This is a genomic window from Pseudomonas sp. SWRI179 (assembly GCF_014268705.1).
Taxonomy (GTDB): domain Bacteria; phylum Pseudomonadota; class Gammaproteobacteria; order Pseudomonadales; family Pseudomonadaceae; genus Aquipseudomonas; species Aquipseudomonas zanjanensis.
This window is the reverse complement of the sequence record NZ_JABWRA010000036.1, coordinates 20,480-45,388: the sequence shown is the minus strand read 5'-3', so window position 1 is coordinate 45,388 and position 24,909 is coordinate 20,480. Positions and strand designations below refer to the sequence as shown.

The window sequence follows — 24,909 nt, the reverse complement described above, 5'->3', positions numbered from 1 at the left end:
GTTTTGCTCGTATGTTCGGGCGCTTCGCTACACGCATTCACGTGCCTTGAAGCGCGCCTTTTTCAGTTCGACGCACGGTAAAGCCCGTGCGCATCGATGTAGGCCAGGACCGCGTCGGGCACCAGGAAACGTACCGACTTACCGCTGGCCAGCAGTTGACGGATCTGGGTGGCGGATACCGCGAGCGGCGTCTGCCAGACGAATGCAATCTGTCCGCTCGGCCCTTTCAGGGCCAGCGGGTCGCTCACCGAGCGGGCCGCCAGCAGGTTGCGCAAGGCATCCGGCGGCTCGCTGTCGGCATCCGGGCGTTGCAACACCAGGATGTGGCAATGCTGGAGCAACTCTTCCCAGCGATGCCAAGTGGGCAGGCCGCAAAATGCGTCCCAGCCCAGAAGCAGGAAAACCTGGGCATCAACGGCCAGTTCGGCGCGCATCAGCTCCAGGGTATCAATGGTGTAGGACGGTTTGTCCCGCTGCAATTCGCGGGCGTCCACCACCAGCGGCGCCACACCGGCCACCGCGCACTCGACCATCGCCAGGCGGTCCCGGGCCGACACCTGCGGCGTATCCCGGTGAGGCGGCCGGGCGCTGGGCGTCAGGCGTAGCTCATCGAGGGCCAGGGCGTCGGCGACTTCCAGCGCACCGCGCAAATGGCCGATGTGCACCGGGTCGAACGTGCCGCCCAGGATACCGATGCGCCGGGGCGGGGTTGTCGTCGTCACAGAGGCCGGCGGTTCGAGGTCGCCCAAGTCAGACCGACTCCTGTCCGCGCAACTGGCCGTCACCGACCACGATGTATTTCTCGCAGGTCAGGCCTTCCAGGCCCACCGGGCCACGGGCATGCAGCTTATCAGTAGAAATGCCGATCTCGGCACCCAATCCGTATTCAAAGCCATCGGCGAAGCAGGTCGGGGTGTTGATCATCACCGACGCCGAATCCACTTCGGCCACGAAACGCCGGGTTTCACCCTGGTGCTCACTGACGATGGAATCGGTGTGGTGCGAGCCGTGGCGGTTGATGTGTTCGATGGCCTGGTCCAGCCCGTCGACCACGCGGATCGACAGGATCGGCGCCAGGTATTCGGTGTCCCAGTCTTCTGCCGTGGCCGCGACGGCCTCGATGATTGCCCGGGTGCGCTCGCAACCGCGCAGTTCGACGCCTTTTTCGCGGAACTGGGCAGCCATCGACGGCAGGAAGTCCTGGGCAACGGCCTGGTCCACCAGCAGGGTTTCCATCGCGCCGCAGATACCGTAGCGGTAGGTCTTGGCGTTGAAGGCGATGCGCTGGGCCTTCGGCAATTCGGCGTGGGCACTGACGTAGACGTGGCAGATGCCGTCCAGGTGCTTGATCACCGGCACCCGGGCGTCACGGCTGACCCGTTCGATCAGGCCCTTGCCGCCGCGCGGCACGATGACATCGACAAACTCGGGCATGGTGATCAGCGCGCCAACCGCGGCGCGGTCGGTGGTTTCCACCACTTGCACCACGGCCGCCGGCAGATCGGCCTCGGCCAGGCCGCGCTGGATGCAGGCGGCAATGGCGCGGTTGGAATGGATGGCCTCGGAGCCGCCACGCAGGATGGTCGCGTTACCGGACTTCAGGCACAGGCTCGCGGCGTCGATGGTCACGTTCGGCCGCGACTCGTAGATGATCCCGACCACGCCCAGGGGCACGCGCATCTTGCCGACCTGGATGCCCGACGGGCGGTAGCTCATGTCGCGGATAGCCCCGACCGGGTCCGGCAGGGCCGCGACCTGGCGCAGACCGACGATCATGCCGTCGATGCGGGCCGGAGTCAGCGCCAGGCGCTCGAGCATGGCCGGCTCCAGACCGTTGGCCCGGCCGGCGGCCAGGTCCAGCTCGTTGGCGGCGGACAACTCGGCGCGCGCAGCGTCCAGCGCATTGGCGGCGGCCTGCAGGGCGCGGTTTTTCTGCGCGGTGCTGGCCCGGCCGATGATGCGCGACGCTTCGCGAGCGGCGCGACCCAGGCGGGTCATGTAGTCAAGAACGGACTCAGTCATGGTCTGTGTGGTCTTGGCGATGGGGAAAGCGGCAGATTATAGCTGTCGTAACCCTCGACTAACAGCATGGACTCGCAGTGGTGACCGGCGGAGAAGCAAAACAGCCATAAACAGCCCGTTGAAACGCAATGCTGTTCACTTAAGGCAATCGACAAACCCGTGGCGAGGGAGCTTGCTCCCGCTGGGCCGCGAAGCGGCCCCAAAACCTGCCAATTACGGCATATCAGACACACCGCACCCGCCGGTTTACGACTGCTTCGCAGCCGAGCGGGAGCAAGCTCCCTCGCCACAGGGTCATCATTTTTCCTAAGTGAACGGCATTACGGTTGAAGCGAGTGTTCAGCGGTGATTAAGCTTTCCATTGCTATCATCGCGCTTCCTTTGGCCTCACTTCGTCTATCGCCATGACCGATTTGCCATCGCCCAACGCCCTGCCCCACGCCTTTTTCGATCGCGACGCCCAGGTGCTTGCCAAGGACCTGCTGGGCAAAGTCATCCGTCACAAGGTCGGCGACCTGTGGCTCAGCGCGCGGATCATCGAGACCGAGGCGTATTACTTCGCCGAAAAAGGCAGCCACGCCTCCCTGGGCTACACGGAAAAACGCAGGGCTTTGTTTCTGGATGGCGGGCACATCTATATGTACTACGCCCGGGGCGGCGATTCGCTGAACTTCAGCGCCCAGGGCCCGGGCAACGCGGTGTTGATCAAGTCGGCCTACCCGTGGGTCGATGCCGTTTCGGGGCCGGCGAGCCTGGCGCAGATGCTGTTGAACAACCCCGACGCCCAAGGTCGGCCACGCACACCGCAAAAACTCTGTGCCGGCCAGACCCTGTTGTGCAAAGCTTTGGGGCTGAAAGTGCCGGACTGGGACGCCAAGCGCTTCGACCCCGAGCGCTTGCTGGTGGAAGATGTCGGCGTGCCAACGGTCAACGCGATCCAGACCACCCGCCTGGGTATTCCCCTGGGAAGGGACGAGTATTTGCCCTACCGCTTCGTCGACGCAGCCTACGCCCCTTGGTGCACCCGCAACCCGTTGCGGCGCGGACAGGTCGAAGGGCGGGATTATTTTTTGCTTTCATGAACACAAACACTGCATGACCCTGGGGCCCCTTGTGGGAGCGAGCCTGCTCGCGATGGCGCCAGGCCTGTGAATTAAATGGCGACTGACACACCGCTATCGCGAGCAGGCTCGCTCCCACAGTTGATCTTCAGTGGATACGAAATTTGCTACACCCGAAATCCCCGTGTGGGAGCGGGCTTGCTCGCGAATGCGGTGTGTCAATTGATATTGACCTATCTGACACACCGCATTCGCGAGCAAGCCCGCTCCCACAGTTTGAAGCTTCAGTGATCTTGAGTTTTCGTTCACACAGTAAAAAACTGCATGCCAATCAATATTCAATGGAGTTGTATTTATGGGCCCATGGCTCGATAGCATCACCGCCTGGCTGACCGTCAACCCGCAATGGCTGGCGGTGGCGGTTTTTGTCGTTGCTTGCGTGGAATGCCTGGCCATCGCCGGGTTGATCGTGCCGGGCACGGTGCTGTTGTTTGCGATTGCGGTGCTGGCCGGCAGCGGCGCGTTGTCCTTGGGCGAGACGCTGCTTCTGGGGCTGCTCGGAGGTCTGCTGGGGGACTTGGTGTCGTATTTCCTCGGCCGGCATTTCCACCAGAACATCCGGCGCCTGCCGGGGCTGCGGCATCACCCGGAATGGATGAGCGCAGCGGAAAGCTATTTCCAGCGCTACGGCATCGCCAGCCTGCTGGTGGGCCGCTTCATCGGCCCGCTACGGCCCATGCTGCCGATGGTGGCCGGCATGTGCGACATGCCGTTCCCGCGCTTCGCCGCCGTCAGCGTGTTGGCCGCCGCCGGCTGGACCGTGGCGTACCTGTTGCCAGGCTGGGCCACCGGGGCGGCGTTTCGCCTGCCGCTGCCCGAGGGTTTCTGGCCCCAGGCCGGCGTGGTTATTGGCAGCATCGCGGTGATGATCGGGCTGAGCGTCAACAGCACCCTGCGTCGCCATCGCCATGCCACGGCGCTGATCGCCGGCATCGGCCTGGTGATCCTGATCGGCCTGTTCATCGGCTTTCGCTACCTGACGGCGTTCGACCAGGGCTTGATGGCCCTGGTCCAGGAGCATCGCAGCGCGACGCTGGATGAAATCGCCGTGACCTTCACCCTGATCGGCGAATTCCGCTACATGTTGATTGTCTGCAGCCTGGTGACCGCGCTGCTGCTGTTGGCACGGCAATGGCGCCAGGCGATCTTTGCCGGCGGCACGATGTTGTTCACCGCCCTGGCCAATACCGGCTGCAAACACTTCTTTGCCCGGGTGCGCCCGGAAATCCTCACCGACCCACTGACCAGCTACAGCATGCCCAGCGGCCACTCCTCCGGGGCATTTGCGTTGTTCCTGTCCCTCGCCGTGCTGGCCGGCCGCGGCCAACCGCCACGCCTGCGCCTGACCTGGCTGTTGCTGGGCTGCTTGCCGGCCTTGGCCATCGCCCTGTCGCGGGTCTACCTGGGGGCGCATTGGCCGAGCGACATCGTCGCCGGGGCGATGCTCGCCGCCAGCGTCTGTGCGGCCGCCCTATGGCTGAGCCAGCGCCAGACCCTGCTGCCGGCCATGCCACCGAAAGTCTGGTGGCTGGTCCTGCCGGCGCTGACGGCGGCGTTCAGCTTCTTCGCCCTGCGGCACTTGCCCCATGCGATGTTGCGGTATGCCTATTGAACACATTATTTGTGGGCATGAGATCCCCTGTGGGAGCGGGCTTGCTCGCGAAAGCGGAGTGTCATCCAACACATGTGTTAACTGATCCACCGCCTTCGCGAGCAAGCCCGCTCCCACAGGGGGGCCGGTGTTGTTCGGTGGATATGAGTGGTGTCAGGCAAAGAGTTCACCCTGCAACTCATCGAGCAACGCCTGGATCGCATCCAGCCGCTGTTGGGGATCATCGAGCTGCAGCAGGTCGATCTTGTCCAGCTCATTGAACGGCAACAGGTAGGCCAGTTGATTGGCCAGCGATTGCTGGCCGGTGGCTTCGGTGCCCATGTTCAGCGCCTCGACCATCGGGTGCTCGGCCAGGGCCTTGAGCAGCGCCACCAGGTCGGCATCTTCGTCTTGCAGCGGTTGTTCCGGCTCGTCTTCCAGCCACTCGACCTCGGCCACCGTGAGTTGATCGGCCTGGACGCTGCTGCTGTGCACCAGAAAACGCCGTCCGCCCTGCACGCGAATCCCCAGCAGGCCATTGTCCTGCTGGGAAAAATCGGTAATCAGCGCCTCACAACCGACCCGCGCATAACCTTCAGGCGCGACGCCGACTTCCTCGCCATCGAGGATGCACACCACACCAAAGCCTTCGCCCTTTTTCATGCAGCGCCCGATCATGTCGAGGTAACGCGCCTCGAAAATCTGCAAGTCGAGGATGCAACCGGGGAACAGCACGGTGTTCAACGGGAAAAGCGGCAAGCTCATAACCAATTCCTTAAACCGTCATCGACACCACCAACGGCAGCAACACCGCCGTGGCCACGCCCATCAGACTCATTGCCAGCGCCGCGAAGGCACCCGACTCCTCGCTTTCCTGCAACGCCACCGACGTGCCCACCGCATGGGCCGCCAACCCCAGGGCCATGCCTCGGGCCTCAGGGCTATGGACACCCAACCGGGTCAGAATACTCGGGCCGAGAATCGCACCGAGCACCCCGGTGATCAACACGAACACCGCCGCCATGGCCGCCACGCCGCCGATCTGCTCGGCCACCAGCATGGCGATCGGCGAGGTCACCGACTTGGGCGCCATGGTCATCAGGATCATGTGCTCGGCGCCAAAGGCCCAGCCCAATACCACCGCAGAGCCCGTGGCAAACACCCCGGCTATCACCAGCGTAGTAAAAATCGGCCAGAACAACTGCCGGATCCGTCGCAGGTTCAAATACAGCGGCACCGCCAGGGCGACCGTGGCCGGGCCCAGTAGGATGCTGAGGATCTCGGTGCTCTTGCGGTACTCGGCATAACCGATGCCACAGCCCACCAGCACGCCGATCAACAGCACCATCGACATCAGCACCGGTTGCAGGAACACCCAGCGGGTCTTTTCGTACGCCGCCAGCACCAGTTGGTAGGCGCCCAGGGTGATGCCAATGCCGAACAGCGGATGGTGGATCACCGAGGTCCAGGCGCCCTGCCAATCGAGCATCATTAGCGGTCCTCCGGAGCGGCGACGTGGCGACGGGCCAGGCGCTGCATCAGCACGCCCGTCAGCGCCACGGACAGCACCAGCGACAAGGTCAACGCGCCAACGATGGCCCAGAAATCGGCGGCAATCGCCCCGGCGTAAACCATTACCCCGACCGCAGGCGGCACCAGCAGCAACGGCAGGTAACGCAGCAGACTGCCCGCGGCCAGGTTCAACGGCTCACTGACTTCACCGCGCATCACCAGATAACCCAGCAGCAACAGCAGGCCAATGATCGGCCCCGGCAGTACCGGCAGGAACAAATGATTGATCGCAGTGCCCAGCAATTGAAACAGCACCAGCCAGGTCAGGCCCCGTAGCAACATCCGCTCTATCCCCCCGCAACAGACCCAATGAACGCGCCAATTCGGTTCACGACATGATTCTGTGGCGAGGGAGCTTGCTCCCGCTGGGCTGCGCAGCGGCCCCATTTTATGAGCGCTTCGCACTCAAGCGGGAGCAAGCTCCCTCGCCACAATCGAACACGCACGTTGAATGAACCGAATTGCAAAGAATGCGCCGGCATTATAAGCATGCCCGAGCTATGGTTCGGCATTCGTAAAAAGCATGGTCGATGACCTTCCCGGCGCGCCATGTTGATCTACAGTGGTTTTCCGGGGACGCAAAATCCCCGCTCCAGAAAAAGTAAAAACGATGAACCCAAGGAGAGTCTCAATGCCCTACGTCCCCGTTGCAGCGCTCAAAGATTATGTCGGCAAGGAACTTGGACGTTCCGATTGGCTTACCATCGACCAGGACCGCATCAACCTGTTCGCCGAAGCCACTGGCGACTTTCAGTTCATCCACGTCGATCCGGTCAAGGCCGCGCAGACCCCGTTCGGCAGCACCATCGCCCACGGTTTCCTGTCGCTGTCGCTGATGCCCAAGTTGATGGAAGACATCCTGATCCTGCCCGAGGGCGTGAAGATGGTCGTCAACTACGGGCTGGACAGCGTGCGTTTCATCCAACCGGTGAAGGTCGATTCCAAGGTGCGGCTCAAGGTCGACCTGGTGGAAGTCACCGAGAAAAAACCCGGCCAATGGCTGCTCAAGGCCACCGCCACCCTGGAAATCGAAGGCTCGGAAAAACCGGCCTACATCGCCGAACCGCTGTCGCTCTGCTTCGTGTAAACCTGCGCACATGCGAAACCGTCCAGGCAGTTTCGCATCGCTTCTCTATATCCAGGAGCCAAAGCTGCGGCATACTCGTGGCCTGATGACCTGGATCCCGTTATGCGCTTACTCGTCCCACTGACCCTGACCCTGTTGCTCACCGCCTGTGGCGCCGGCGAATCGCCGCTGCCTCCCGACGCGCGCCTGCCCGACGGCGGCCGCTACCGTGGCGACCTGGTGGACGGGCTGCTGCAGGGCCAGGGGCGCATCGACTACCCCAACGGCAGTTGGTACGCCGGGCAGTTCGACAAAGGCCAATGGCACGGCACCGGGGAATGGCATGGCAGCAACGGCGAGGTCTATCGCGGCCAGTTCCACCAGGGCCTGTTCCACGGCCAGGGCAGCCTGACCACACCCACCAGCAGCTACACCGGCGGCTTCAAGCTGGGGCGCCGGGACGGTGAAGGGACGCTCAAGGAAAACGGCATGACCTACCGGGGCGAGTTCAAGGCCGACCGCTATTCCGGCCTCGGACGCCTGGAACTCGACGACGGCAGCCAGTACCAGGGCCCATTCGTCAACGGCAAGCCCAACGGTGAAGGCCAGCGCTTCGACGCCAGCGGCAACCAGTTCACCGGGCACTTTGTCGATGGGCAACTGCAGGGCAAGGGCACCTTCAACAGCGCCGAAGGCGATGTCTACATTGGCGGTTTCCGGAACAACCAGCTCAACGGTCGCGGTCGCTACGAAAATGCCGACGGCGATGTCTGGATCGGCCAGTTCAAGGACGGCGCGCTGACTGGCAAGGGCGAACTGATCGGCGCCGACGGCAGCCACTACCTCGGTCAATTCAATGATTGGCGCTTTACCGGCGAGGGCCGCCTGAACCTGCCCGACGGCAGTTTCTACATCGGCCAGTTCGAGGCCGACAGCTATCACGGGCGCGGCACCCTGGTGCTCACCGATGGCACGGTGCAAAGCGGCACCTGGGCCAACGGCCAACGGGTGCGCGACGCCGGCGGCAGGCTGCTGCCGGATGTGCTCGAACTCGGCCTGCTGGCCCAGGGCCGACTGCTGGAGGATGCCCTGGCGAACATCCCGGCCTCGACCCCGGCGGTGGAGCTGTACAGCCTGACCCTCGGCGGCGACGGCAAGCAAAGCGTGTTCCTGCGCGAATCCGACTATGTCGCCAACATGCTCACCAGCCGCTTCGGCGCGTTCGGCCAGATCCGCCTGGTGAACCACCGCGACCACCTCGGCGACCGGCCCATGGCCAGCCGTGAAAGCCTGCGTCGCGCCGCCGCCACCCTGGCCGAACGCAGCGGCCCGGAAGACCTGATTTTCATCTACCTCACCAGCCACGGCACCAGCGAGCACGAACTGGTACTCGACCAGCCGCGCATGGAGCTGGCCGACCTGCCCGCCGATGAACTGGCGGTGGTCCTCGCACCACTGAAGAATCGCGACAAGATCGTGGTGATCTCGGCCTGTTATTCCGGCGGTTTCATCCCGGCGCTCAAGGACGAACGCACGCTGATCATGACCGCCTCCCGGGCCGACCGGGTGTCCTTCGGCTGCTCCGAGGAAGCCAACTTCACCTATTTCGGCGACGCGCTGTTCGCCCAGGCGCTGAACCAGACCGACGACCTGGAGCAGGCCTTCAAACGGGCCAAGGGCATCGTTGCCGAGCGCGAGCAGGCAGACAATTTCGAAGCCTCGGAACCGCAGATCTGGGCGCCGAGAACGGTCCTGTCCCACTGGCAATTGCTGCGCAAGCAGCAGGCGCGAAAAGCATTGCAAAGTGCGGCATTGAACGACGAGGCGACAAAGAGCAACTAAGCTGAACCGTATCAAGGGGGAAACACTATGTACTTGACGCCTCAGCATGTTTTGCTCGCCGGTGCCACCGGATTGACCGGGGAACACCTACTGGACCGGCTGCTCAACGAGCCGACCATCACCCGTGTATTGGCGCCTTCACGCCGGCCACTGGCCGAGCATCCACACTTGGAAAACCCGGTAGGGGAGCCGGCCCAGGTGCTGCCACAACTCAGTGGCCAGGTCGACATTGCCTTTTGCTGCCTCGGCACCACCCTCAAGAAAGCCGGCTCCGAGCAAGCCTTCCGCGCGGTGGACCTGGACTTGGTCGTGGCGTTTGCCAAGCGCGCCCGGGAACTGGGCGCACGGCATTTGGTGGTGATCAGCGCGTTGGGGGCCGATGCCAACTCATCGCTCTTCTACAACCGGGTCAAGGGTGAGATGGAGGCGGCCCTCAAGGCCCAGGGCTGGCCGCAACTGACCATTTGCCGCCCTTCCCTGCTGCTGGGCGACCGCGTCGAACCGCGCCTGGCCGAGCAACTGGCCGGGCCGTTGTCGAAGCTGATCCCCGGCAAATACCATGGCATCGAAGCCTGCCAACTGGCCCGGGCCATGTGGCGTCTGGCGCTGGAAGAACAGGATGGGGTGCGGGTGGTGGAGTCGGATGAGTTGCGCAGGCTTGGCAAATAGTCATGTGGCGCCTAGTCGGACGCTTTCGCGAGCAGGCTCGCTCCCACAGTTGACCGAGTTCCGTCAGGAAGAATGAGGTCGAATGTGGGAGCGAGCCTGCTCGCGAAGGGCTCGCTACCAAATCCAAAGCCAAGCACTCATTGTGGCGAGGGAGCTTGCTCCCGCTCGACTGCGCAGCAGTCGCCTTGGATTTCAGGGGGAAAAAGCTTGGGGCCGCTTCGCAGCCCAGCGGGAGCAAGCTCCCTCGCCACAGGTTCCAGGCAGATCAATCACTGTGGTGTTTGCTACAACCCGCCTGTCGCCCGGAACCCTACGCCTAATGCCGTGAACAACGACAACGGCAACAACAAGGTATCCAACAGCGCGCTACCCGGCAGGTCCACGCCCGGGTAACTCGGCGCCTCGGCACCAAAGCGGTCCTTGGCGCAGCAGCCACCCTTCAGGGCATACAAGTCCAGGCGCGTGCCCGCGTACACCACCGGCGCACCCGGCTTGGCCGCGTCGAGGGTGCGGGCGGTGGCGCAGCCGGTCAGTTGCAGCGCCAGCAGCACGATCAGCAGCTTATTCATCACTGCTCAAATGATGCTCGCCCCAACGGGGCAACATGTCCTGCGGGATGTTCAGCAGATTGAGGATCCGCGCGACCACGAAATCGATCAGGTCGTCGATGGTCTGCGGCTGGTGATAGAAACCCGGCGACGCCGGCAGGATGGTCACGCCCAGGTTCGACAGTTTGAGCATGTGCTCCAGGTGAATGCTCGAATACGGCGCTTCCCGCGGCACCAGGATCAACTGGCGGCGCTCCTTGAGCGTGACGTCCGCCGCCCGTTCGATGAGGTTGTTGCAGGCCCCGGTGGCAATCGCCGACAGCGTCCCGGTGGAACACGGCACCACCACCATCGCCGCTGGCGCGCCGGAACCCGAGGCCACCGGCGACATCCAGTCTTCCTTGCCATACACACGAATCTGTCCCGCCGCCGCACCGGTGTATTCGGTGAGGAAGGCCTGCATCATCTGGGTCTTGGCCGGCAGGGTCACGTCGGTCTCGGTGGCCATCACCAGTTGCGCGGCCTTGGAGATGAGGAAGTGCACCTCGCGGTCTTCGCGCACCAGGCCATCGAGCAGGCGCAAGCCGTACTGGGCGCCGGACGCACCAGTCATTGCCAGCGTGATGCGTTCCGGGCCGTTGCTCATTTCAGCGCCTCGGCGAGTTTGCCGTGCAGGCCACCGAAGCCGCCGTTGCTCATGATCACCACGTGGGTGCCGGGCTGGGCCTGGCTCTTCACGCGCTCGATGATGCCCTCCAGGGAATCGCTGACAATCGACGGCACCGTGCACAGCGCGGCGGTGGCACCGAGGTCCCAGCCGAGGTTGGCCGGTGCGTACCAGATCACCTGGTCGGCATCGACCACGCTTTCCGGCAGGCCGTCGCGGTGGGCGCCGAGCTTCATGGAGTTGGAGCGCGGCTCGATGATCGCCACCAGCGGTGCGTCACCGATACGCTTGCGCAGACCGTCGAGGGTGGTGGCGATGGCCGTTGGGTGGTGGGCGAAGTCGTCATAAATGGTGATGCCGTTGACCTCGGCGACTTTCTCCATTCGCCGCTTCACGCTTTTAAACGCGCTCAACGCGGCAATGCCCATGGACGGCACCACGCCGACATGACGGGCTGCCGCCAGGGTCGCCAAGGCATTGGCAACGTTGTGCTGGCCGGTCATGTCCCACTCCACCACGCCTTGGGACTGACCTTCGAACATGACTTCGAACTGCGAACCGTCATCCTTGAGCAGCTTCACCTGCCACTGACCGCCCGCGCCGGTGGTCTGCACCGGGGTCCAGCAGCCCATCTCGATGACGCGCTGCAACGCCGGCTCGGTGGTCGGGTGGATCACCAGGCCTTCGCTGGGGATGATGCGCACCAAATGGTGAAACTGCCGCTCGATGGCCGGTAGATCGGGGAAGATGTCGGCATGATCGAACTCAAGGTTGTTGAGGATCGCCGTGCGTGGACGGTAGTGGACGAATTTCGAGCGTTTGTCGAAAAACGCGCTGTCGTACTCATCGGCTTCGATCACGAAGAACGGCGTGCCACCCAGGCGCGCCGACACCGAGAAATTCTGCGGCACGCCACCGATCAGGAAGCCCGGACTCATGCCCGCGTGCTCCAACACCCAGGCGAGCATGCTGCTGGTGGTGGTCTTGCCATGGGTGCCGGCCACGGCCAGGACCCAACGGCCCTGCAACACGTGATCGGCCAGCCACTGCGGCCCGGACACGTACGGCAGGCCTTTGTTGAGCACGTATTCCACCGCCGGGTTGCCACGGGACATGGCGTTGCCGATGACCACCAGGTCTGGCGCCGGCTCCAGTTGCGCCGGGTCATAACCTTGGGTCAGCTCGATGCCCTGGGCCTCCAGCTGCGTGCTCATCGGCGGGTAGACGTTGGCGTCGGAACCGGTCACGTGATGGCCCAGCTCCTTGGCCAGGACCGCCATCGAACCCATGAAAGTGCCGCAAATACCGAGAATATGGATGTGCATAGTCGACCTCGTAAACATGGCCGCAGGTTAGCGTAGGGAGGGGAAAATCGCACCTTGTGTTTGAGGCCCCCGTGCACAGACGGCCTCCTGTGGGAGCAAGGCTTGCCCGCGATAGCGGTGGGTCAGTTGCATAGATGTTGAAAGTGCCGTCGCCTTCGCGAGCAAGCCCGCTCCCACAATTTGACCGAGTCCCTTCAGGAAGAATGCGGTCAACTGTGGGAGCGGGCTTGCTCGCGAATGGCCGCGCCACGGTTAACGGGTAATCGCGTGTTTACGCAGCTTGCGGTAGAGGGTATTGCGGCTGATACCCAATTGTTCGGCGGTGTGGGTCATGTGCCAGCGCTGGCGCTCCAAGGCATCAAGCAATGCCACGCGCTCGGCATCTGCCAGCGGGTGTTCAGTCGGGGCTTCAACCGGCGCAACCGGCCGCTGGCGGATCATCGCCGGCAAATCCTCCAGCCCAATCCGCCCGCCATCGCACAATGCGGCAAGGGTGCGCAGCACATTGCGCAGTTGTCGCACGTTACCCGGCCAATCGAAACCCAGCAATGCCTGGCGCGCTGGCTCGTCGATGAACACCGGCTCGGCACCGCTCTCTTCAGCCAACAGGAAATCCAACAATTGCGACTTGTCACTGCGTTCGCGCAACGCTGGGAGGGGGATTTCCAAGCCATTGAGGCGGTAATACAAATCCTCACGGAAACTGCCATCGCGCACCCGGTCGAGCAACTGCCGGTGAGTGGCGCTGATGATGCGCACGTTCACCGGCTCGGGCTCGCCGCCGATGGGCACCACCTGGCGATCTTCCAACACCCGCAGCAAACGAGTCTGCAAGGCCAAGGGCATGTCGCCGATTTCATCGAGGAACAGCGTGCCGCCGTCGGCCTGTTGCAGCTTGCCGCGCATGCCCTCCTTGCGCGCGCCAGTGAAACTGCCGCCGCGATAACCGAACAGCTCGCTCTCGATCAGGCTTTCCGGGATGGCCGCGCAGTTGAGGGCGACAAAGTTTTTCCCGGCGCGCTGGCTGGCATGGTGCACAGCCTTGGCAAACGCCTCCTTGCCGGAGCCGGTTTCACCCTGGATCAGCAGCGGCACATCACGCTCGTAAACCCGCAGCGCCTTGCGAAAATGCTCCTGCAGCGCCGCATCTCCCAGGCAGATACCCGGCAACCGCGCGGGCTCGATGGCCTTGAGCAATGGCGCGACCGGCACCGGCACGCTGCGGGGCTGGCCACGCAACACGGCGAACAAATGCCGGCCGTCACGGGTACGCAGTGGCCAACTGGCGCTGGCTTGGGCGCTGGCCCGGCCCAGCAACTCGTCCAGTGAGCAGTCGAAGAAGTCTTCGACCCGCTGACCGAGCAAGCCACCGCGAATATGTCCCAAGAGATTGAGCGCGCTCTGGTTGACCGCGCAGATCCGCCCTTCGCCGTCGAAGGCCATCAAGCCTTCGCTGAACAGTCCTACGGACTCGGCCTGCAAGTGGAAGCGCAGCAGCCATTGATTGTCGAAGCAACGCAGGAAATAGCAGCTCTCGATCATCTTCGCCGAGAGATTGACCAGGGCCATGGTGTGGAACTGGCTCTGGCGCGACACGTCCGGCCGGGCCGACGACACGTCGAGCACCGCGAGCAATTCGCCGTGGGGATCGAAGACCGGGCTGGCCGAGCAGGTCAGGCCGGTGTGGCGGCCACGAAAGTGTTCTTCCTGGTGAATGGTCAGGGCCTGGCGTTCCACCAGGCAGGTGCCGATGCCGTTGGTGCCTTCGCAGGCTTCGCTCCAGTCGGCGCCGAGCCAGAGGCCGGCCCGTTCGAAAATCTTCCGTTCGCTGGGGGCGGTGACGCAGTTGAGGATTACCCCTCGGGCGTCGGTGAGCAGCACCGCGTGGCCGGCGCCGGAGAGTTGCTGGTGCAGGCTGGTCATTTCATTGCCGGCGATGTGCAGCACTTGCTGCAAGCGCTCGCGGCTCTCCAGCACCCGGCCATGCTCGAGCACCGTCGGCGCCAGGTTCTGGGCCGGGTCGAGGTGATAGTCCTCGAGGCAACGCAGCCAGGAACGGGCAATCGACGGATCGCTGCCAGGGCCCTGCAAATGGGCCTTGCCCTGGGTGACCGTCAGGACTTGCTGGGCATGGCGACTCAAGTGGTTGCTGTGCATGTTCTTATTATTCTCCCCTGACGGACCTGCCTCACTGGAGCAACTGTTTAACATTTAACCCGTGTTCGACACTTAACCTGTGCTTGACACTCAACCCTGTGGCGAGGGGATTTATCCCCGCTGGGCTGCGCAGCAGCCCTGAAACCTGAGCATGCGGTATATCAGATTGATCGAGTTGGCTGCTTTGGGGGCTGCTTCGCAGCCCAACGGGGATAAATCCCCTCGCCACAGATAAATCCCCTCGCCACAATGTGCTGAGCAGGCCAACTTAGTGAGGCCCAGCATCCTCCAGCCCAACCGCCTTTGCAATGCTGGCGCGACCTGTCGGTCACAGACTGTCTCGCATCTGGCACAAACTGTCACACCCGCTGTATCGCAAGCGTCACACAGCCCCTCCGTTTGTCCGACCAACTCCTCCTAAAGTCTTGATTTCCGGGCCCTGCAAGGCAATGGCCCAACCTTTGCTCTAGGCTTAAGTACCAGCGCGAATTTGCGCGGCTCCCTAATAAGCACAAAAGCCAAGGAGAACTCATCATGCGTTACGCTCACCCCGGTACTGAAGGCGCTATCGTTTCGTTCAAGGCTAAATACGGTAACTACATCGGCGGCGAGTTCGTCGCGCCTGTCAAAGGTCAGTACTTCACCAACACATCCCCGGTCAATGGCCAGCCCATTGCCGAATTCCCGCGCTCCACGGCCGAAGACATCGACAAAGCCCTGGACGCCGCCCACGCCGCCGCCGATGCCTGGGGCGCCACCTCGGTCCAGGCCCGTTCGCTGATCCTGCTGAAAATCGCCGACCGCATCGAAGCCAACCTTGAAGTGCTGGCGATCACCGAATCCTGGGACAACGGCAAGGCCGTGCGCGAAACCCTCAACGCCGACATCCCCCTGGCCGCCGACCACTTCCGCTACTTCGCCGGTTGCCTGCGGGCCCAGGAAGGCAGCGCCGCCGAGATCGACGGCAACACCGTGGCCTACCACATCCATGAACCGCTGGGCGTGGTCGGGCAGATCATCCCGTGGAACTTCCCGCTGCTGATGGCCGCCTGGAAACTCGCCCCGGCCCTGGCCGCCGGTAACTGCGTGGTACTCAAGCCCGCCGAGCAAACCCCGCTAGGCATCTGCGTGCTCATGGAGCTGATCGGCGACCTGCTGCCACCCGGCGTGCTGAACGTGGTGCAAGGTTTCGGCAAAGAAGCCGGCGAAGCCCTCGCCACCAGCAAGCGCATCGCCAAGATTGCCTTCACCGGCTCCACCCCGGTGGGCTCGCACATCATGAAATGCGCCGCCGAGAACATCATCCCGTCGACCGTGGAGCTGGGCGGCAAGTCGCCGAACATCTTCTTCGAAGACATCATGCAGGCCGAGCCAAGCTTCATCGAAAAAGCCGCCGAAGGCCTGGTGCTAGCGTTCTTCAACCAGGGCGAAGTCTGCACCTGCCCATCCCGCGCCCTGGTGCAGGAGTCGATCTACGACGAATTCATGCAAGTGGTGATGAAGAAAGTCACGCAGATCAAACGCGGCGACCCGCTGGACACCGACACCATGGTCGGCGCCCAGGCGTCCGAGCAGCAATTCGACAAGATTCTTTCGTACCTGGAAATCGCCAAGGGCGAAGGCGCCGAGCTGTTGACCGGCGGCAAGGTGGAAAAACTCGAGGGCAACCTGGCGACCGGGTATTACATCCAGCCGACCCTGCTCAAGGGCACCAACAAGATGCGCGTGTTCCAGGAAGAAATCTTTGGCCCGGTGGTGAGCATCACCACCTTCAAGGACGAAGCCGAAGCCCTGGCGATCGCCAACGACACCGAGTTCGGCCTCGGCGCCGGCCTCTGGACCCGCGACATCAACCGCGCCTACCGCATGGGCCGGGCGATCAAGGCCGGTCGCGTGTGGACCAACTGCTACCACCTGTACCCGGCGCATGCCGCGTTCGGTGGCTACAAGAAGTCCGGCGTGGGTCGTGAGACGCACAAGATGATGCTCGATCATTACCAGCAGACCAAGAATTTGCTGGTGAGCTACGACATCAATCCGTTGGGGTTCTTCTAAGTAAAAAAGGGCGAGGCAGGTAACCCTGCTTCGCCCTTTAGATCGCCTTCGCGAGCAGGCTCGCTCCCACAGGGATTTGTGGATAACTCGTTTCCAGGGTTGAAACAGATCCACTGTGGGAGCGGGCTTGCTCGCGAAAGCGGTGTGTCAGTCACATAGATGCTGAAGGTAGGACCGCTTTCGTCGGATCGCCGCCCGGAGCAAGCCCGCTCCCACAGGGGTAATGCGCCACTCCAGCGATCAGGTTGGATAAAACAACAATAAAAACAGGTAAACCCTTATGCCAAGCGATCATGCAAACCCGCAACCGGCAACGTCCTCGGTCGACTTCGAAAAAGTCGGCTCCGAATATTTCCAACAACGCGAACTGAAAAAAGGCGCGGCGGGCTGGGTCCTGCTGGTGGGCCTGGGCGTGGCCTATGTCATTTCCGGTGACTACGCCGGCTGGAACTTCGGCCTGGCCCAGGGCGGCTGGGGCGGGATGTTCCTCGCCACGCTGCTGATGGCCGCGATGTACCTGTGCATGTGCTTTTCCCTCGCCGAGCTGTCCTCGATGATCCCCACCGCCGGCGGCGGCTACGGTTTTGCCCGCAGCGCCTTCGGGCCCTGGGGCGGGTTTCTCACGGGCACGGCGATTTTGATCGAGTACGCCATCGCCCCGGCGGCGATTGCCGTGTTCATCGGCGCCTATTGCCAGTCGCTGTTCGGCATTGGCGGCTGGATGATCTACCTGGCGTTCTACATCATCTTCATCGCCATCCACATATTTGGCGTTGGCGAAGCGCTCAAGCTGATGTTCATCATCACCGCCGTCGCCGCCCTGGCGCTGGGGGTTTTCCTGGTGGCGATGGTGCCGCACTTCAACGTCGCCAACCTGTTGGACATTCCGGTCAAGGAAGCCGTGGGCGCCAGTCCGTTCCTGCCCTTCGGCTACGTCGGCGTCTGGGCGGCGATCCCTTATGCCATCTGGTTTTTCCTCGCCGTGGAAGGCGTGCCCCTGGCCGCTGAAGAAACCAAGAACCCCAAGCGCGACCTGCCACGCGGCCTGATCGGCGCCATGCTGGTGCTGGTGGCCTTCGCCCTGCTGATCCTGGTGATCGGCCCGGGCGGCGCCGGCTCCAACGCGCTGATGACCTCGGGCAACCCGCTCGTGGAAGCCCTGGCCAAGGCCTACGGCGGCTCGACCTGGATGGGCAGCTTCGTCAACCTCGTCGGCCTGGCCGGTTTGATCGCCAGTTTCTTCTCGATCATCTACGCCTACTCGCGGCAGATCTTTGCCTTGTCCCGCGCCGGCTACCTGCCACGCAAACTCTCGGAAACCAATAAAAGCAAGGCACCGGTCCTGGCCTTGGTGATCCCCGGCATCATCGGTTTCGGCCTGTCCTTGACCGGCCAGGGCGACTTGCTGATTCTGGTGGCGGTGTTCGGCGCGACCATTTCCTACGTGTTGATGATGGCCGCGCACATCACCCTGCGCATCCGTCGCCCCAAAATGGACCGGCCATACCGCACGCCGGGCGGCATCTTCACCTCGGGCGTGGCCCTGGTGTTGGCGTGCATCGCCGTGGTGGCGGGTTTCCTGGTCGATCCTCGGGTGGTGATCGGCGCCGCGATCATCTATGGAGTGTTAATTGCTTACTTTGCTTTCTACAGTCGGCATCACTTGGTCGCAGGCACGCCCGAAGAGGAATTCGCGGCCATTCAAAAAGCCGAAGAAGCCTTGCACTAAGCCGTAACGTGCCGAAAACCACGGCGCCGCCCAGCGGCGCCGTCACGGAGAACCTGTATGGCCAGCTTTGCACACACGGTCGGCGCCCAGACCTACCGCTTCGACAGCCTCAAAGACCTGATGGCCAAGGCCAGCCCGGCCCGTTCCGGGGATTTCCTCGCCGAGATCGCTGCCCTCAACGATGGCGAACGCGTGGCCGCGCAAATGGCCTTGGCTGACTTGCCCCTCAGCCATTTCCTGCAAGAAATGCTGATTCCTTACGAGGTCGACGAAGTCACCCGGTTGATCGTCGACACCCACGACAAACAAGCTTTTGCCGCCGTCAGCCACCTCACCGTCGGCGGTTTCCGCGACTGGCTACTCAGCGACGCCGCCGACGAACAGAGCCTGCGGGCATTGGCCCCCGGCCTGACGCCGGAAATGGTCGCCGCCGTCTCGAAGATCATGCGCGTGCAGGACCTGGTACTGGTGGCGCAGAAAATCCGCGTCGTCACCAAGTTCCGCGGCACCCTCGGCCTGCGCGGACGCCTGTCCACCCGCCTGCAACCCAACCACCCTACCGACGAACCCGCCGGCATCGCCGCGAGCATCCTCGACGGCCTGCTCTTCGGCAACGGCGACGCCATGATCGGCATCAACCCGGCCACCGACAGCACCGCCTCGATCTGCGCGATGCTGGAAATGCTCGACGCCATCATCCAGCGCTACGACATCCCCACCCAGGGCTGCGTGCTGACCCACGTCACCACCTCCATCGAGGCGGCGAACCGTGGCGTGCCCCTGGACCTGGTGTTCCAGTCCATCGCCGGCACCGAAGCGGCCAACGCCAGTTTCGGCATCAGCCTGAGCGTCTTGAAAGAAGGCTACGACGCCGGGCTCAGCCTGAATCGCGGCACCTTGGGCAACAACCTGATGTATTTCGAAACAGGCCAGGGCAGCGCGCTGTCAGCCAACGCCCACCACGGCGTCGATCAACAGACCTGCGAGACCCGGGCCTACGCCGTGGCGCGACATTTCAACCCGTTTTTGGTAAACACGGTTGTAGGCTTCATCGGCCCGGAATACCTCTACAACGGTAAACAAATCATCCGCGCCGGCCTCGAAGACCATTTCTGCGGCAAGTTGCTGGGCGTGCCGATGGGCTGCGACATCTGCTACACCAACCACGCCGAAGCCGACCAGGACGACATGGACACCCTGCTGACCCTGCTGGGCGTGGCCGGGATCAACTTCATCATGGGCATCCCCGGCTCCGACGACATCATGCTCAACTACCAGACCACCTCGTTCCACGACGCCCTCTACGCCCGCCAGACCCTGGGCCTCAAGCCAGCGCCGGAATTCGAAACCTGGCTGGCGAACATGGGCATCTTCACCCAGGCCGATGGCCGGGTGCGGTTCGGCGACAACCTGCCACCGGCGTTTCGTCATGCCTTAGCGCACTTGGGATAAGAGACCCGCCATGGATAAATCACCTGTCGATCCACAAAACCCCTGGCTGAACCTGCGCAACCTCACCCCGGCGCGCATCGCCCTGGGCCGCACCGGCACCAGCCTGCCGACCTCGGCGCAACTGGATTTCCAGTTCGCCCACGCCCAGGCCCGTGATGCCGTGCACCTGGCGTTCGACCACCCGGGCATCCGCGCACAACTGGATGAACGCGGCCGTGAGAGCCTGTTGCTCCATAGCGCGGCCAGCGACCGCAACAGTTATCTACAACGCCCGGACCTGGGCCGACGGCTCGATGAGGCATCCGCGCAAATCCTGGACGCGTACGCGGCGGCCCACCCTGGCGGCGTGGACCTGGCCATCGTCGTCGCTGACGGCCTGTCAGCGCTGGCCGTGCATCGCCATACCTTGCCGTTCCTGGCGCGGCTGGAAGAGCAGATCGCCGCTGAAGGCTGGTCGGTGTCGCCCATCGTCTTGGTGGAGCAGGGCCGCGTCGCCGTGGCCGATGAAGTCGCCGAACGGCTCGGTGCCAAGATGTCGGTGATCCTGATCGGCGAACGCCCCGGCCTCAGCTCCCCCGACAGCCTGGGACTGTATTTCACCTACGCCCCCAAGGTCGGCCTGAACGATGCCTATCGCAACTGCATCTCCAACGTGCGCCTCGAAGGCCTGAGCTACGGCATGGCGGCTCATCGCCTGATCTACCTGATGCGCGAGGCCTGTCGCCGGCAGCTCTCGGGGGTCAATCTGAAGGACGAAGCCCAGCTAAACACTCTAGAGTCGGAAAACGCTGCCGATATGAAAGGTAATTTCCTACTGGCGCCGCCCCGCGACTGATCCGTTTATCCGATTGCGTTTTTGATCCGCTTTCAGGCAGCATCAAAAGCACGGCAGCGCGACAGTGTTGTCAGAATATCTGTCGACCCTTGCAGACGAGACCTACCATGCGGATTATCCAAGCAACCCTGGAACACCTGGACCTGCTGACCCCATTGTTCGTCAAATACCGGGAATTCTACGGCTCACTGCCCTACCCGGATTCGTCCCGAGCCTTCCTCGAAAAGCGCCTGCGCCGCAAAGAGTCGGTGATCTACCTGGCCCTGCCCGATGACGACGACAACCGTTTACTGGGGTTCTGCCAGCTCTACCCGAGCTACTCATCGCTGTCGCTCAAGCGCGTGTGGATCCTCAACGACATCTACGTCGCCGAAGACGCCCGCCGCCAACTGGTGGCCGACAACCTGATCCGCACCGCAAAAAAAATGGCCAAGGAAACCAACGCCGTGCGCATGCGCGTCTCCACCAGCAGCAACAACGAAGTCGCGCAGAAGACCTACGAATCGATTGGGTTCAAGGAAGACACCGAGTTCAAGAACTACGTGTTGCCGATCAGCGAAGATTTGACCTGATGAGCGCGGACTGATCGTCCCCACGCTCCGCGTGGGAGCGATCAAACCTCTGTGGCCGAGTGAAACCCTTGTGGCGAGGGAGCTTGCTCCCGCTGGGCTGCGTAGCAGCCCCAATCTCCTGCAACCTCAACCTCAATGACACAGCACTAACCTGTGGCGAGGGGATTTATCCCCGTTGGAGCGCGAAGCGGTCCCAACAGCAGCCACCTTGGTCAACCTGATACACCGCATGCTCAGGTTTGGGGCTGCTGCGCAGCCCAGCGGGGATAAATCCCCTCGCCACAGGTATTCCTCTCGCCCCAAGGTGTTTGCCCTACCTCGAAATCCCCAGCTACAAACTCCCCCCGCATGCCCCCCGCGCCACCGTATAATGCCGCTCTTCCCAGCTTGTAAGAAAAAGCTACACACCCTGTAGCCATACTCAAAGCCAGACCCACCCGCCTGCCGAGTCGGGCCGCCACCACAGGTGCCATACATGGATTTCAACCCCCTCGACCTCATCCTGCATCTCGACGTCTACCTCGACATGCTGGTGACCAACTACGGGACGTGGGTCTACGCCATCCTGTTCCTGGTGATCTTCTGTGAAACCGGCCTGGTGGTCATGCCGTTCCTGCCCGGCGACTCCCTGCTGTTCATCGCCGGCGCCGTCGCCGCCGGTGGCGCCATGGACCCCGTCCTGCTGGGCGGCCTGCTGATGCTCGCTGCCATCCTCGGCGACAGCACCAACTACCTCATCGGCCGCACCGCCGGGGAAAAACTCTTCAGCAACCCCAACTCGAAAATCTTCCGCCGCGACTACCTGCAGCAAACCCACGACTTCTACGCCAAACACGGCGGTAAAACCGTGACCCTGGCGCGCTTCCTGCCGATCATCCGCACCTTCGCCCCCTTCGTCGCCGGCGTCGGCAAAATGAACTACCTGCGCTTCTTCGGCTTCAGCGTCCTCGGCACCGTCCTCTGGGTCGGCGGCCTGGTGACCCTCGGCTACTTCTTCGGCAACGTACCCTTCATCAAGCAAAACCTGTCGCTGCTGGTGGTCGGCATCATCCTGCTGTCGCTGCTGCCGATGATCATCAGCCTGGTGCGCAGCAAACTGAGCCAGCGCGCCTCGAAAGCCCAACCGCGCTGATCGCCATGTGGTCCCTGAGCAACTGGCGCCGCCGACGCACCCTCGCCAAACACCCCGTGGCCGAGGACACCTGGCAGCGGGTGCGCCAACAATTGAGCTTCCTCGACGGCATCAGCCCCGCCGAGGACCAATGGCTGCGGGAAGCCTGCATCCTGTTCCTGCACGATAAACACCTCACCGCCCTGCCCGGCGTCGAACTGCACCAGGAACAACGCCTGCTGCTCGCCGCCCAGGCCCAATTGCCGCTGATGCACCTGGGCGAACTGAACTGGTACCAGGGCTTCCACGAAATCGTCCTCTACCCCGACGACTTCCTCAGCCCCCAGCGCTACCGCGACGCCAGCGGCATCGAGCACGAGTGGGACGGCGAACACAGCGGCGAAGCCTGGCCCCAAGGCCCGATCATCCTGGCCTGGGACGGCGTGATGGCCAGCGGCGGCTGGGACGGCTACAACCTGGTGATCCACGAACTGGCGCACAAACTCGACATGCTCAACGGCGACGCCAACGGCCTGCCACCGCTGCACGCCGACATGCGCGTCAGCGATTGGGCCGAGGCCATGCAGCAAGCCTTCGACGACCTCGACCGCCAACTCGACCACAACCCCGACGCACAAACCGCCATCGATCCCTACGCCGCGGAAAACCCGGCGGAGTTCTTCGCCGTCACCAGCGAATACTTCTTCAGCGCCCCAGACCTGCTACACCAGGCCTATCCACGGGTGTATGAACAGCTCAAGGCGTTCTACCGCCAGGATCCGTTGGCCCGGCTGCGGCAACTTCAGGCCGAAGATCCGGTCTATCAGGCGTCATACTAAGGTCTCTACGACCCTGGTAACGTGGCAACAGCGGCCGAATATGCCTATAATCGCCGCCACTTTTTGGTCAATCCGACCAGTCATTTGGTCAACTAACGGGGGCAACGCCCAATGAGCTACAGCAAGATTCCGGCTGGCAAAGACCTGCCGAACGACATCTACGTCGCGATCGAAATCCCGGCCAACCACGCCCCGATCAAATACGAAATCGACAAAGACAGCGACTGCCTGTTCGTTGACCGTTTCATGGCCACCCCGATGTTCTACCCGGCCAACTACGGTTACATCCCCAACACCCTGGCCGACGACGGCGACCCCCTCGACGTGCTGGTCGTGACCCCTTACCCAGTGGCCCCAGGCTCGGTCATCCGTGCCCGTCCAGTCGGCATCCTGAACATGACCGACGACGGCGGCGGCGATGCCAAAGTCATCGCAGTGCCACACGACAAACTGTCGCAACTGTACGTCGACGTGAAGGAATACACCGACCTGCCACCGCTGCTGATCCAGCAGATCGAGCACTTCTTCGCGAACTACAAAGACCTCGAAAAAGGCAAGTGGGTCAAGATCGAAGGCTGGGCCGGCGCAGACGCCGCCCGTGAAGCGATCACCCAATCGGTTGCCGCCTACAAAGGCTGAGACCGAACTTAAAAAGAACCCCGGTTAGTACCGGGGTTTTTTATGTTTGGACCCTGCTTAATACAACTTCGTATTAATAGCGTTTAGCCACGTTTACATTGCCAGTTTCGATTCCCGCAAACGGAAAGATCATCTTATAAATTCACACGACATGTTTATTGCCCAAAACACAGTCGTCTCTAAACTTTCCGTTTATGAAAATACTTTCCAGTGGCGACCGCTTCAGAGCCCTCCTCAGAGAAGCGAACATCCGATCCGCCGACTTCGCGAAGTTGTACGGCGTGAAATCCCAACACGTGAACAACTGGTTCAACCGTGGCATCCCGCCCGGACGCATCCACTCCATCGCTAGCCTGCTGACCGTCAGCCCGGAGTGGCTCGCCCGCGGCGAAGGCCCGCAAACGCCATTGGGCCTCGGCCCCGGCACCACCTATGAAGCCGCCGAAAACGACGGCATCTACAGCGTGGCGGAACCCACGGACATCGAACTGCCCTTCTACAAGGAAGTCCCCATCGCCCCCGGCGAAACTAAAACCCACATCACCGAAATCCCCGACCAATCCATCCGCCTGCCCCGCAGCCACCTCGAATCCCTGGAAATCGACCCCAGCGACGCCATCTGCATCACCATGGTCGGCGACAGCATGGCCGAACGCATCGAAGACGGCTCCACCGTCGCCATTGACCGCGGCTTGACGCAAATTGTCGACGGACAAATCTATGCCCTCGAACATGACGGCATGCTCCGCATCAAATACCTCCACAGAATCCCCGGTAACCGACTGCGCCTGCGCAGCCACAACAGCGCTGCGTATCCTGATGAGGTGTTCAGTGCGGAACAGATCGACGCGCAACACATCCACGTGATCGGCTGGGTGTTCTGGTGGTCAACCCTCAACAAACAGAGACCGCCGGTGTTCGACTAACCCACCCAAGGCCAGGAACAGTGGCAGGAACTGCAGTAGAAGCTGTGGCAGGAGCTTTTGTGGCGAGGGAGCTTGCTCCCGCTGGGCTGCGCAGCAGCCCCCTGCTTTTTATCTGAATCCCCCCTAACCCAATGATTCCACACCACTTACCACTGGGCTTCCAAAGAAAAC

23 protein-coding genes are annotated in these 24,909 nt (G+C 62.7%); 14 read left to right on the top strand and 9 right to left on the bottom strand.

Annotated elements, in window-relative coordinates:
* Positions 1-62: 62 nt before the first annotated feature.
* Positions 63-749: a nicotinate-nucleotide adenylyltransferase gene (gene nadD, locus HU767_RS19800; RefSeq protein WP_186706574.1), complete on the bottom strand. Its 687-nt coding sequence runs from the start codon at positions 747-749 to the stop codon at positions 63-65.
* A gap of 1 nt (position 750) precedes the next feature.
* Entirely contained in the window at positions 751-2,022 is a 1,272-nt protein-coding gene (locus tag HU767_RS19795) for a glutamate-5-semialdehyde dehydrogenase (RefSeq protein ID WP_186730293.1), read from the bottom strand.
* A 404-nt stretch (positions 2,023-2,426) separates the two neighbouring features.
* Here HU767_RS19795 and HU767_RS19790 point away from each other — a divergent pair, with 404 nt between their 5' ends.
* Both HU767_RS19790 and HU767_RS19785 read left to right on the top strand, forming a co-directional pair.
* Positions 2,427-3,104 carry a DNA-3-methyladenine glycosylase gene (locus tag HU767_RS19790; RefSeq protein WP_186730292.1) on the top strand — a complete coding sequence of 226 codons (678 nt, stop codon included), beginning with the start codon at positions 2,427-2,429 and terminating at the stop codon, positions 3,102-3,104.
* Positions 3,105-3,438: 334 nt separating this feature from the next.
* Positions 3,439-4,755, top strand: coding sequence for a bifunctional DedA family/phosphatase PAP2 family protein (locus HU767_RS19785; protein WP_186706577.1), 1,317 nt, complete (start codon positions 3,439-3,441; stop codon positions 4,753-4,755).
* Positions 4,756-4,908: 153 nt separating this feature from the next.
* On the opposite strand, the gene HU767_RS19780 is transcribed toward HU767_RS19785, so the two are convergent.
* The 3 genes from HU767_RS19780 to HU767_RS19770 are packed head-to-tail and all read right to left on the bottom strand — an operon-like array spanning position 4,909 to position 6,588.
* Positions 4,909-5,499 carry an LON peptidase substrate-binding domain-containing protein gene (locus tag HU767_RS19780; protein ID WP_186706578.1) on the bottom strand — a complete coding sequence of 197 codons (591 nt, stop codon included), beginning with the start codon at positions 5,497-5,499 and terminating at the stop codon, positions 4,909-4,911.
* A 10-nt stretch (positions 5,500-5,509) separates the two neighbouring features.
* A complete protein-coding gene (locus HU767_RS19775) occupies positions 5,510-6,226 on the bottom strand; it encodes an LrgB family protein (RefSeq protein WP_053125679.1) in 717 nt (238 codons plus the stop codon).
* Positions 6,226-6,588 carry a CidA/LrgA family protein gene (locus tag HU767_RS19770; RefSeq protein ID WP_186730291.1) on the bottom strand — a complete coding sequence of 121 codons (363 nt, stop codon included), beginning with the start codon at positions 6,586-6,588 and terminating at the stop codon, positions 6,226-6,228. The genes HU767_RS19775 and HU767_RS19770 overlap by 1 nt, the downstream gene beginning before the upstream one ends.
* Before the next feature lie 349 nt (positions 6,589-6,937).
* On the opposite strand from HU767_RS19770, the gene HU767_RS19765 reads away from it, so the two are divergent.
* From HU767_RS19765 to HU767_RS19755, 3 genes are all read left to right on the top strand, one after another.
* Positions 6,938-7,393, top strand: a complete 456-nt coding sequence (locus tag HU767_RS19765; protein WP_186730290.1) for a MaoC family dehydratase — start codon at positions 6,938-6,940, stop codon at positions 7,391-7,393.
* Positions 7,394-7,495: 102 nt separating this feature from the next.
* Complete coding sequence (locus tag HU767_RS19760) at positions 7,496-9,214, top strand: C13 family peptidase (protein WP_186706582.1); 1,719 nt, start codon at positions 7,496-7,498, stop codon at positions 9,212-9,214.
* A gap of 27 nt (positions 9,215-9,241) precedes the next feature.
* Entirely contained in the window at positions 9,242-9,883 is a 642-nt protein-coding gene (locus HU767_RS19755; protein ID WP_186730289.1) for an oxidoreductase, read from the top strand.
* A 284-nt stretch (positions 9,884-10,167) separates the two neighbouring features.
* Here the strand turns inward: HU767_RS19755 and HU767_RS19750 are convergent, their stop codons facing one another.
* From HU767_RS19750 to HU767_RS19735, 4 genes are all read right to left on the bottom strand, one after another.
* Complete coding sequence (locus tag HU767_RS19750) at positions 10,168-10,452, bottom strand: YceK/YidQ family lipoprotein (protein WP_186730288.1); 285 nt, start codon at positions 10,450-10,452, stop codon at positions 10,168-10,170.
* On the bottom strand, positions 10,445-11,077 hold the full coding sequence (ubiX, locus tag HU767_RS19745; protein WP_186730287.1) for a flavin prenyltransferase UbiX: 633 nt from the start codon (positions 11,075-11,077) through the stop codon (positions 10,445-10,447). The genes HU767_RS19750 and ubiX overlap by 8 nt, the downstream gene beginning before the upstream one ends.
* Positions 11,074-12,423, bottom strand: coding sequence for a UDP-N-acetylmuramate:L-alanyl-gamma-D-glutamyl-meso-diaminopimelate ligase (gene mpl, locus HU767_RS19740; RefSeq protein WP_186706585.1), 1,350 nt, complete (start codon positions 12,421-12,423; stop codon positions 11,074-11,076). Before mpl ends, ubiX begins: the two co-directional genes overlap by 4 nt.
* 252 nt (positions 12,424-12,675) lie before the next feature.
* Positions 12,676-14,580: a sigma-54-dependent Fis family transcriptional regulator gene (locus tag HU767_RS19735; protein ID WP_186730286.1), complete on the bottom strand. Its 1,905-nt coding sequence runs from the start codon at positions 14,578-14,580 to the stop codon at positions 12,676-12,678.
* A 534-nt stretch (positions 14,581-15,114) separates the two neighbouring features.
* Here HU767_RS19735 and HU767_RS19730 point away from each other — a divergent pair.
* The 9 genes from HU767_RS19730 to HU767_RS19690 all read left to right on the top strand — a co-directional run bounded on the left by HU767_RS19730 (position 15,115) and on the right by HU767_RS19690 (position 24,738).
* The gene (locus HU767_RS19730; RefSeq protein WP_186730285.1) at positions 15,115-16,635 is read left to right on the top strand and encodes an aldehyde dehydrogenase family protein; all 1,521 of its coding nucleotides are present in this window, start codon (positions 15,115-15,117) and stop codon (positions 16,633-16,635) included.
* Positions 16,636-16,915: 280 nt separating this feature from the next.
* Positions 16,916-18,364, top strand: a complete 1,449-nt coding sequence (eat, locus tag HU767_RS19725) for an ethanolamine permease (protein ID WP_053125697.1) — start codon at positions 16,916-16,918, stop codon at positions 18,362-18,364.
* 57 nt (positions 18,365-18,421) lie between these two features.
* Positions 18,422-19,816, top strand: a complete 1,395-nt coding sequence (locus tag HU767_RS19720; protein WP_186730284.1) for an ethanolamine ammonia-lyase subunit EutB — start codon at positions 18,422-18,424, stop codon at positions 19,814-19,816.
* 10 nt (positions 19,817-19,826) lie between these two features.
* Positions 19,827-20,651, top strand: a complete 825-nt coding sequence (gene eutC, locus HU767_RS19715; protein ID WP_186730283.1) for an ethanolamine ammonia-lyase subunit EutC — start codon at positions 19,827-19,829, stop codon at positions 20,649-20,651.
* Positions 20,652-20,758: 107 nt separating this feature from the next.
* Complete coding sequence (locus tag HU767_RS19710) at positions 20,759-21,223, top strand: GNAT family N-acetyltransferase (protein ID WP_186706590.1); 465 nt, start codon at positions 20,759-20,761, stop codon at positions 21,221-21,223.
* Between the two features lie 475 nt (positions 21,224-21,698).
* Positions 21,699-22,355: a DedA family protein gene (locus tag HU767_RS19705; RefSeq protein ID WP_186730282.1), complete on the top strand. Its 657-nt coding sequence runs from the start codon at positions 21,699-21,701 to the stop codon at positions 22,353-22,355.
* Between the two features lie 5 nt (positions 22,356-22,360).
* Positions 22,361-23,173: a M90 family metallopeptidase gene (locus tag HU767_RS19700; protein WP_186730281.1), complete on the top strand. Its 813-nt coding sequence runs from the start codon at positions 22,361-22,363 to the stop codon at positions 23,171-23,173.
* A 111-nt stretch (positions 23,174-23,284) separates the two neighbouring features.
* A complete protein-coding gene (ppa, locus tag HU767_RS19695; protein WP_186613746.1) occupies positions 23,285-23,812 on the top strand; it encodes an inorganic diphosphatase in 528 nt (175 codons plus the stop codon).
* 194 nt (positions 23,813-24,006) lie between these two features.
* On the top strand, positions 24,007-24,738 hold the full coding sequence (locus HU767_RS19690; RefSeq protein WP_186730280.1) for a helix-turn-helix transcriptional regulator: 732 nt from the start codon (positions 24,007-24,009) through the stop codon (positions 24,736-24,738).
* Positions 24,739-24,909 lie beyond the last annotated feature (171 nt).

Excerpts from the sequence above, each read along its gene's own strand:
- HU767_RS19795 (WP_186730293.1), bottom strand. The coding sequence starts at position 2,022 with ATGACTGAGTCCGTTCTTGACTACATGACCCGCCTGGGTCGCGCCGCT.
- HU767_RS19790 (WP_186730292.1), top strand. The coding sequence starts at position 2,427 with ATGACCGATTTGCCATCGCCCAACGCCCTGCCCCACGCCTTTTTCGAT.
- HU767_RS19785 (WP_186706577.1), top strand. The coding sequence starts at position 3,439 with ATGGGCCCATGGCTCGATAGCATCACCGCCTGGCTGACCGTCAACCCG.
- HU767_RS19780 (WP_186706578.1), bottom strand. The coding sequence starts at position 5,499 with ATGAGCTTGCCGCTTTTCCCGTTGAACACCGTGCTGTTCCCCGGTTGC.
- HU767_RS19775 (WP_053125679.1), bottom strand. The coding sequence starts at position 6,226 with ATGATGCTCGATTGGCAGGGCGCCTGGACCTCGGTGATCCACCATCCG.
- HU767_RS19770 (WP_186730291.1), bottom strand. The coding sequence starts at position 6,588 with ATGTTGCTACGGGGCCTGACCTGGCTGGTGCTGTTTCAATTGCTGGGC.
- HU767_RS19765 (WP_186730290.1), top strand. The coding sequence starts at position 6,938 with ATGCCCTACGTCCCCGTTGCAGCGCTCAAAGATTATGTCGGCAAGGAA.
- HU767_RS19760 (WP_186706582.1), top strand. The coding sequence starts at position 7,496 with ATGCGCTTACTCGTCCCACTGACCCTGACCCTGTTGCTCACCGCCTGT.
- HU767_RS19755 (WP_186730289.1), top strand. The coding sequence starts at position 9,242 with ATGTACTTGACGCCTCAGCATGTTTTGCTCGCCGGTGCCACCGGATTG.
- HU767_RS19750 (WP_186730288.1), bottom strand. The coding sequence starts at position 10,452 with ATGAATAAGCTGCTGATCGTGCTGCTGGCGCTGCAACTGACCGGCTGC.
- ubiX (WP_186730287.1), bottom strand. The coding sequence starts at position 11,077 with ATGAGCAACGGCCCGGAACGCATCACGCTGGCAATGACTGGTGCGTCC.
- mpl (WP_186706585.1), bottom strand. The coding sequence starts at position 12,423 with ATGCACATCCATATTCTCGGTATTTGCGGCACTTTCATGGGTTCGATG.
- HU767_RS19735 (WP_186730286.1), bottom strand. The coding sequence starts at position 14,580 with ATGCACAGCAACCACTTGAGTCGCCATGCCCAGCAAGTCCTGACGGTC.
- HU767_RS19730 (WP_186730285.1), top strand. The coding sequence starts at position 15,115 with ATGCGTTACGCTCACCCCGGTACTGAAGGCGCTATCGTTTCGTTCAAG.
- eat (WP_053125697.1), top strand. The coding sequence starts at position 16,916 with ATGCCAAGCGATCATGCAAACCCGCAACCGGCAACGTCCTCGGTCGAC.
- HU767_RS19720 (WP_186730284.1), top strand. The coding sequence starts at position 18,422 with ATGGCCAGCTTTGCACACACGGTCGGCGCCCAGACCTACCGCTTCGAC.
- eutC (WP_186730283.1), top strand. The coding sequence starts at position 19,827 with ATGGATAAATCACCTGTCGATCCACAAAACCCCTGGCTGAACCTGCGC.
- HU767_RS19710 (WP_186706590.1), top strand. The coding sequence starts at position 20,759 with ATGCGGATTATCCAAGCAACCCTGGAACACCTGGACCTGCTGACCCCA.
- HU767_RS19705 (WP_186730282.1), top strand. The coding sequence starts at position 21,699 with ATGGATTTCAACCCCCTCGACCTCATCCTGCATCTCGACGTCTACCTC.
- HU767_RS19700 (WP_186730281.1), top strand. The coding sequence starts at position 22,361 with ATGTGGTCCCTGAGCAACTGGCGCCGCCGACGCACCCTCGCCAAACAC.
- ppa (WP_186613746.1), top strand. The coding sequence starts at position 23,285 with ATGAGCTACAGCAAGATTCCGGCTGGCAAAGACCTGCCGAACGACATC.
- HU767_RS19690 (WP_186730280.1), top strand. The coding sequence starts at position 24,007 with ATGAAAATACTTTCCAGTGGCGACCGCTTCAGAGCCCTCCTCAGAGAA.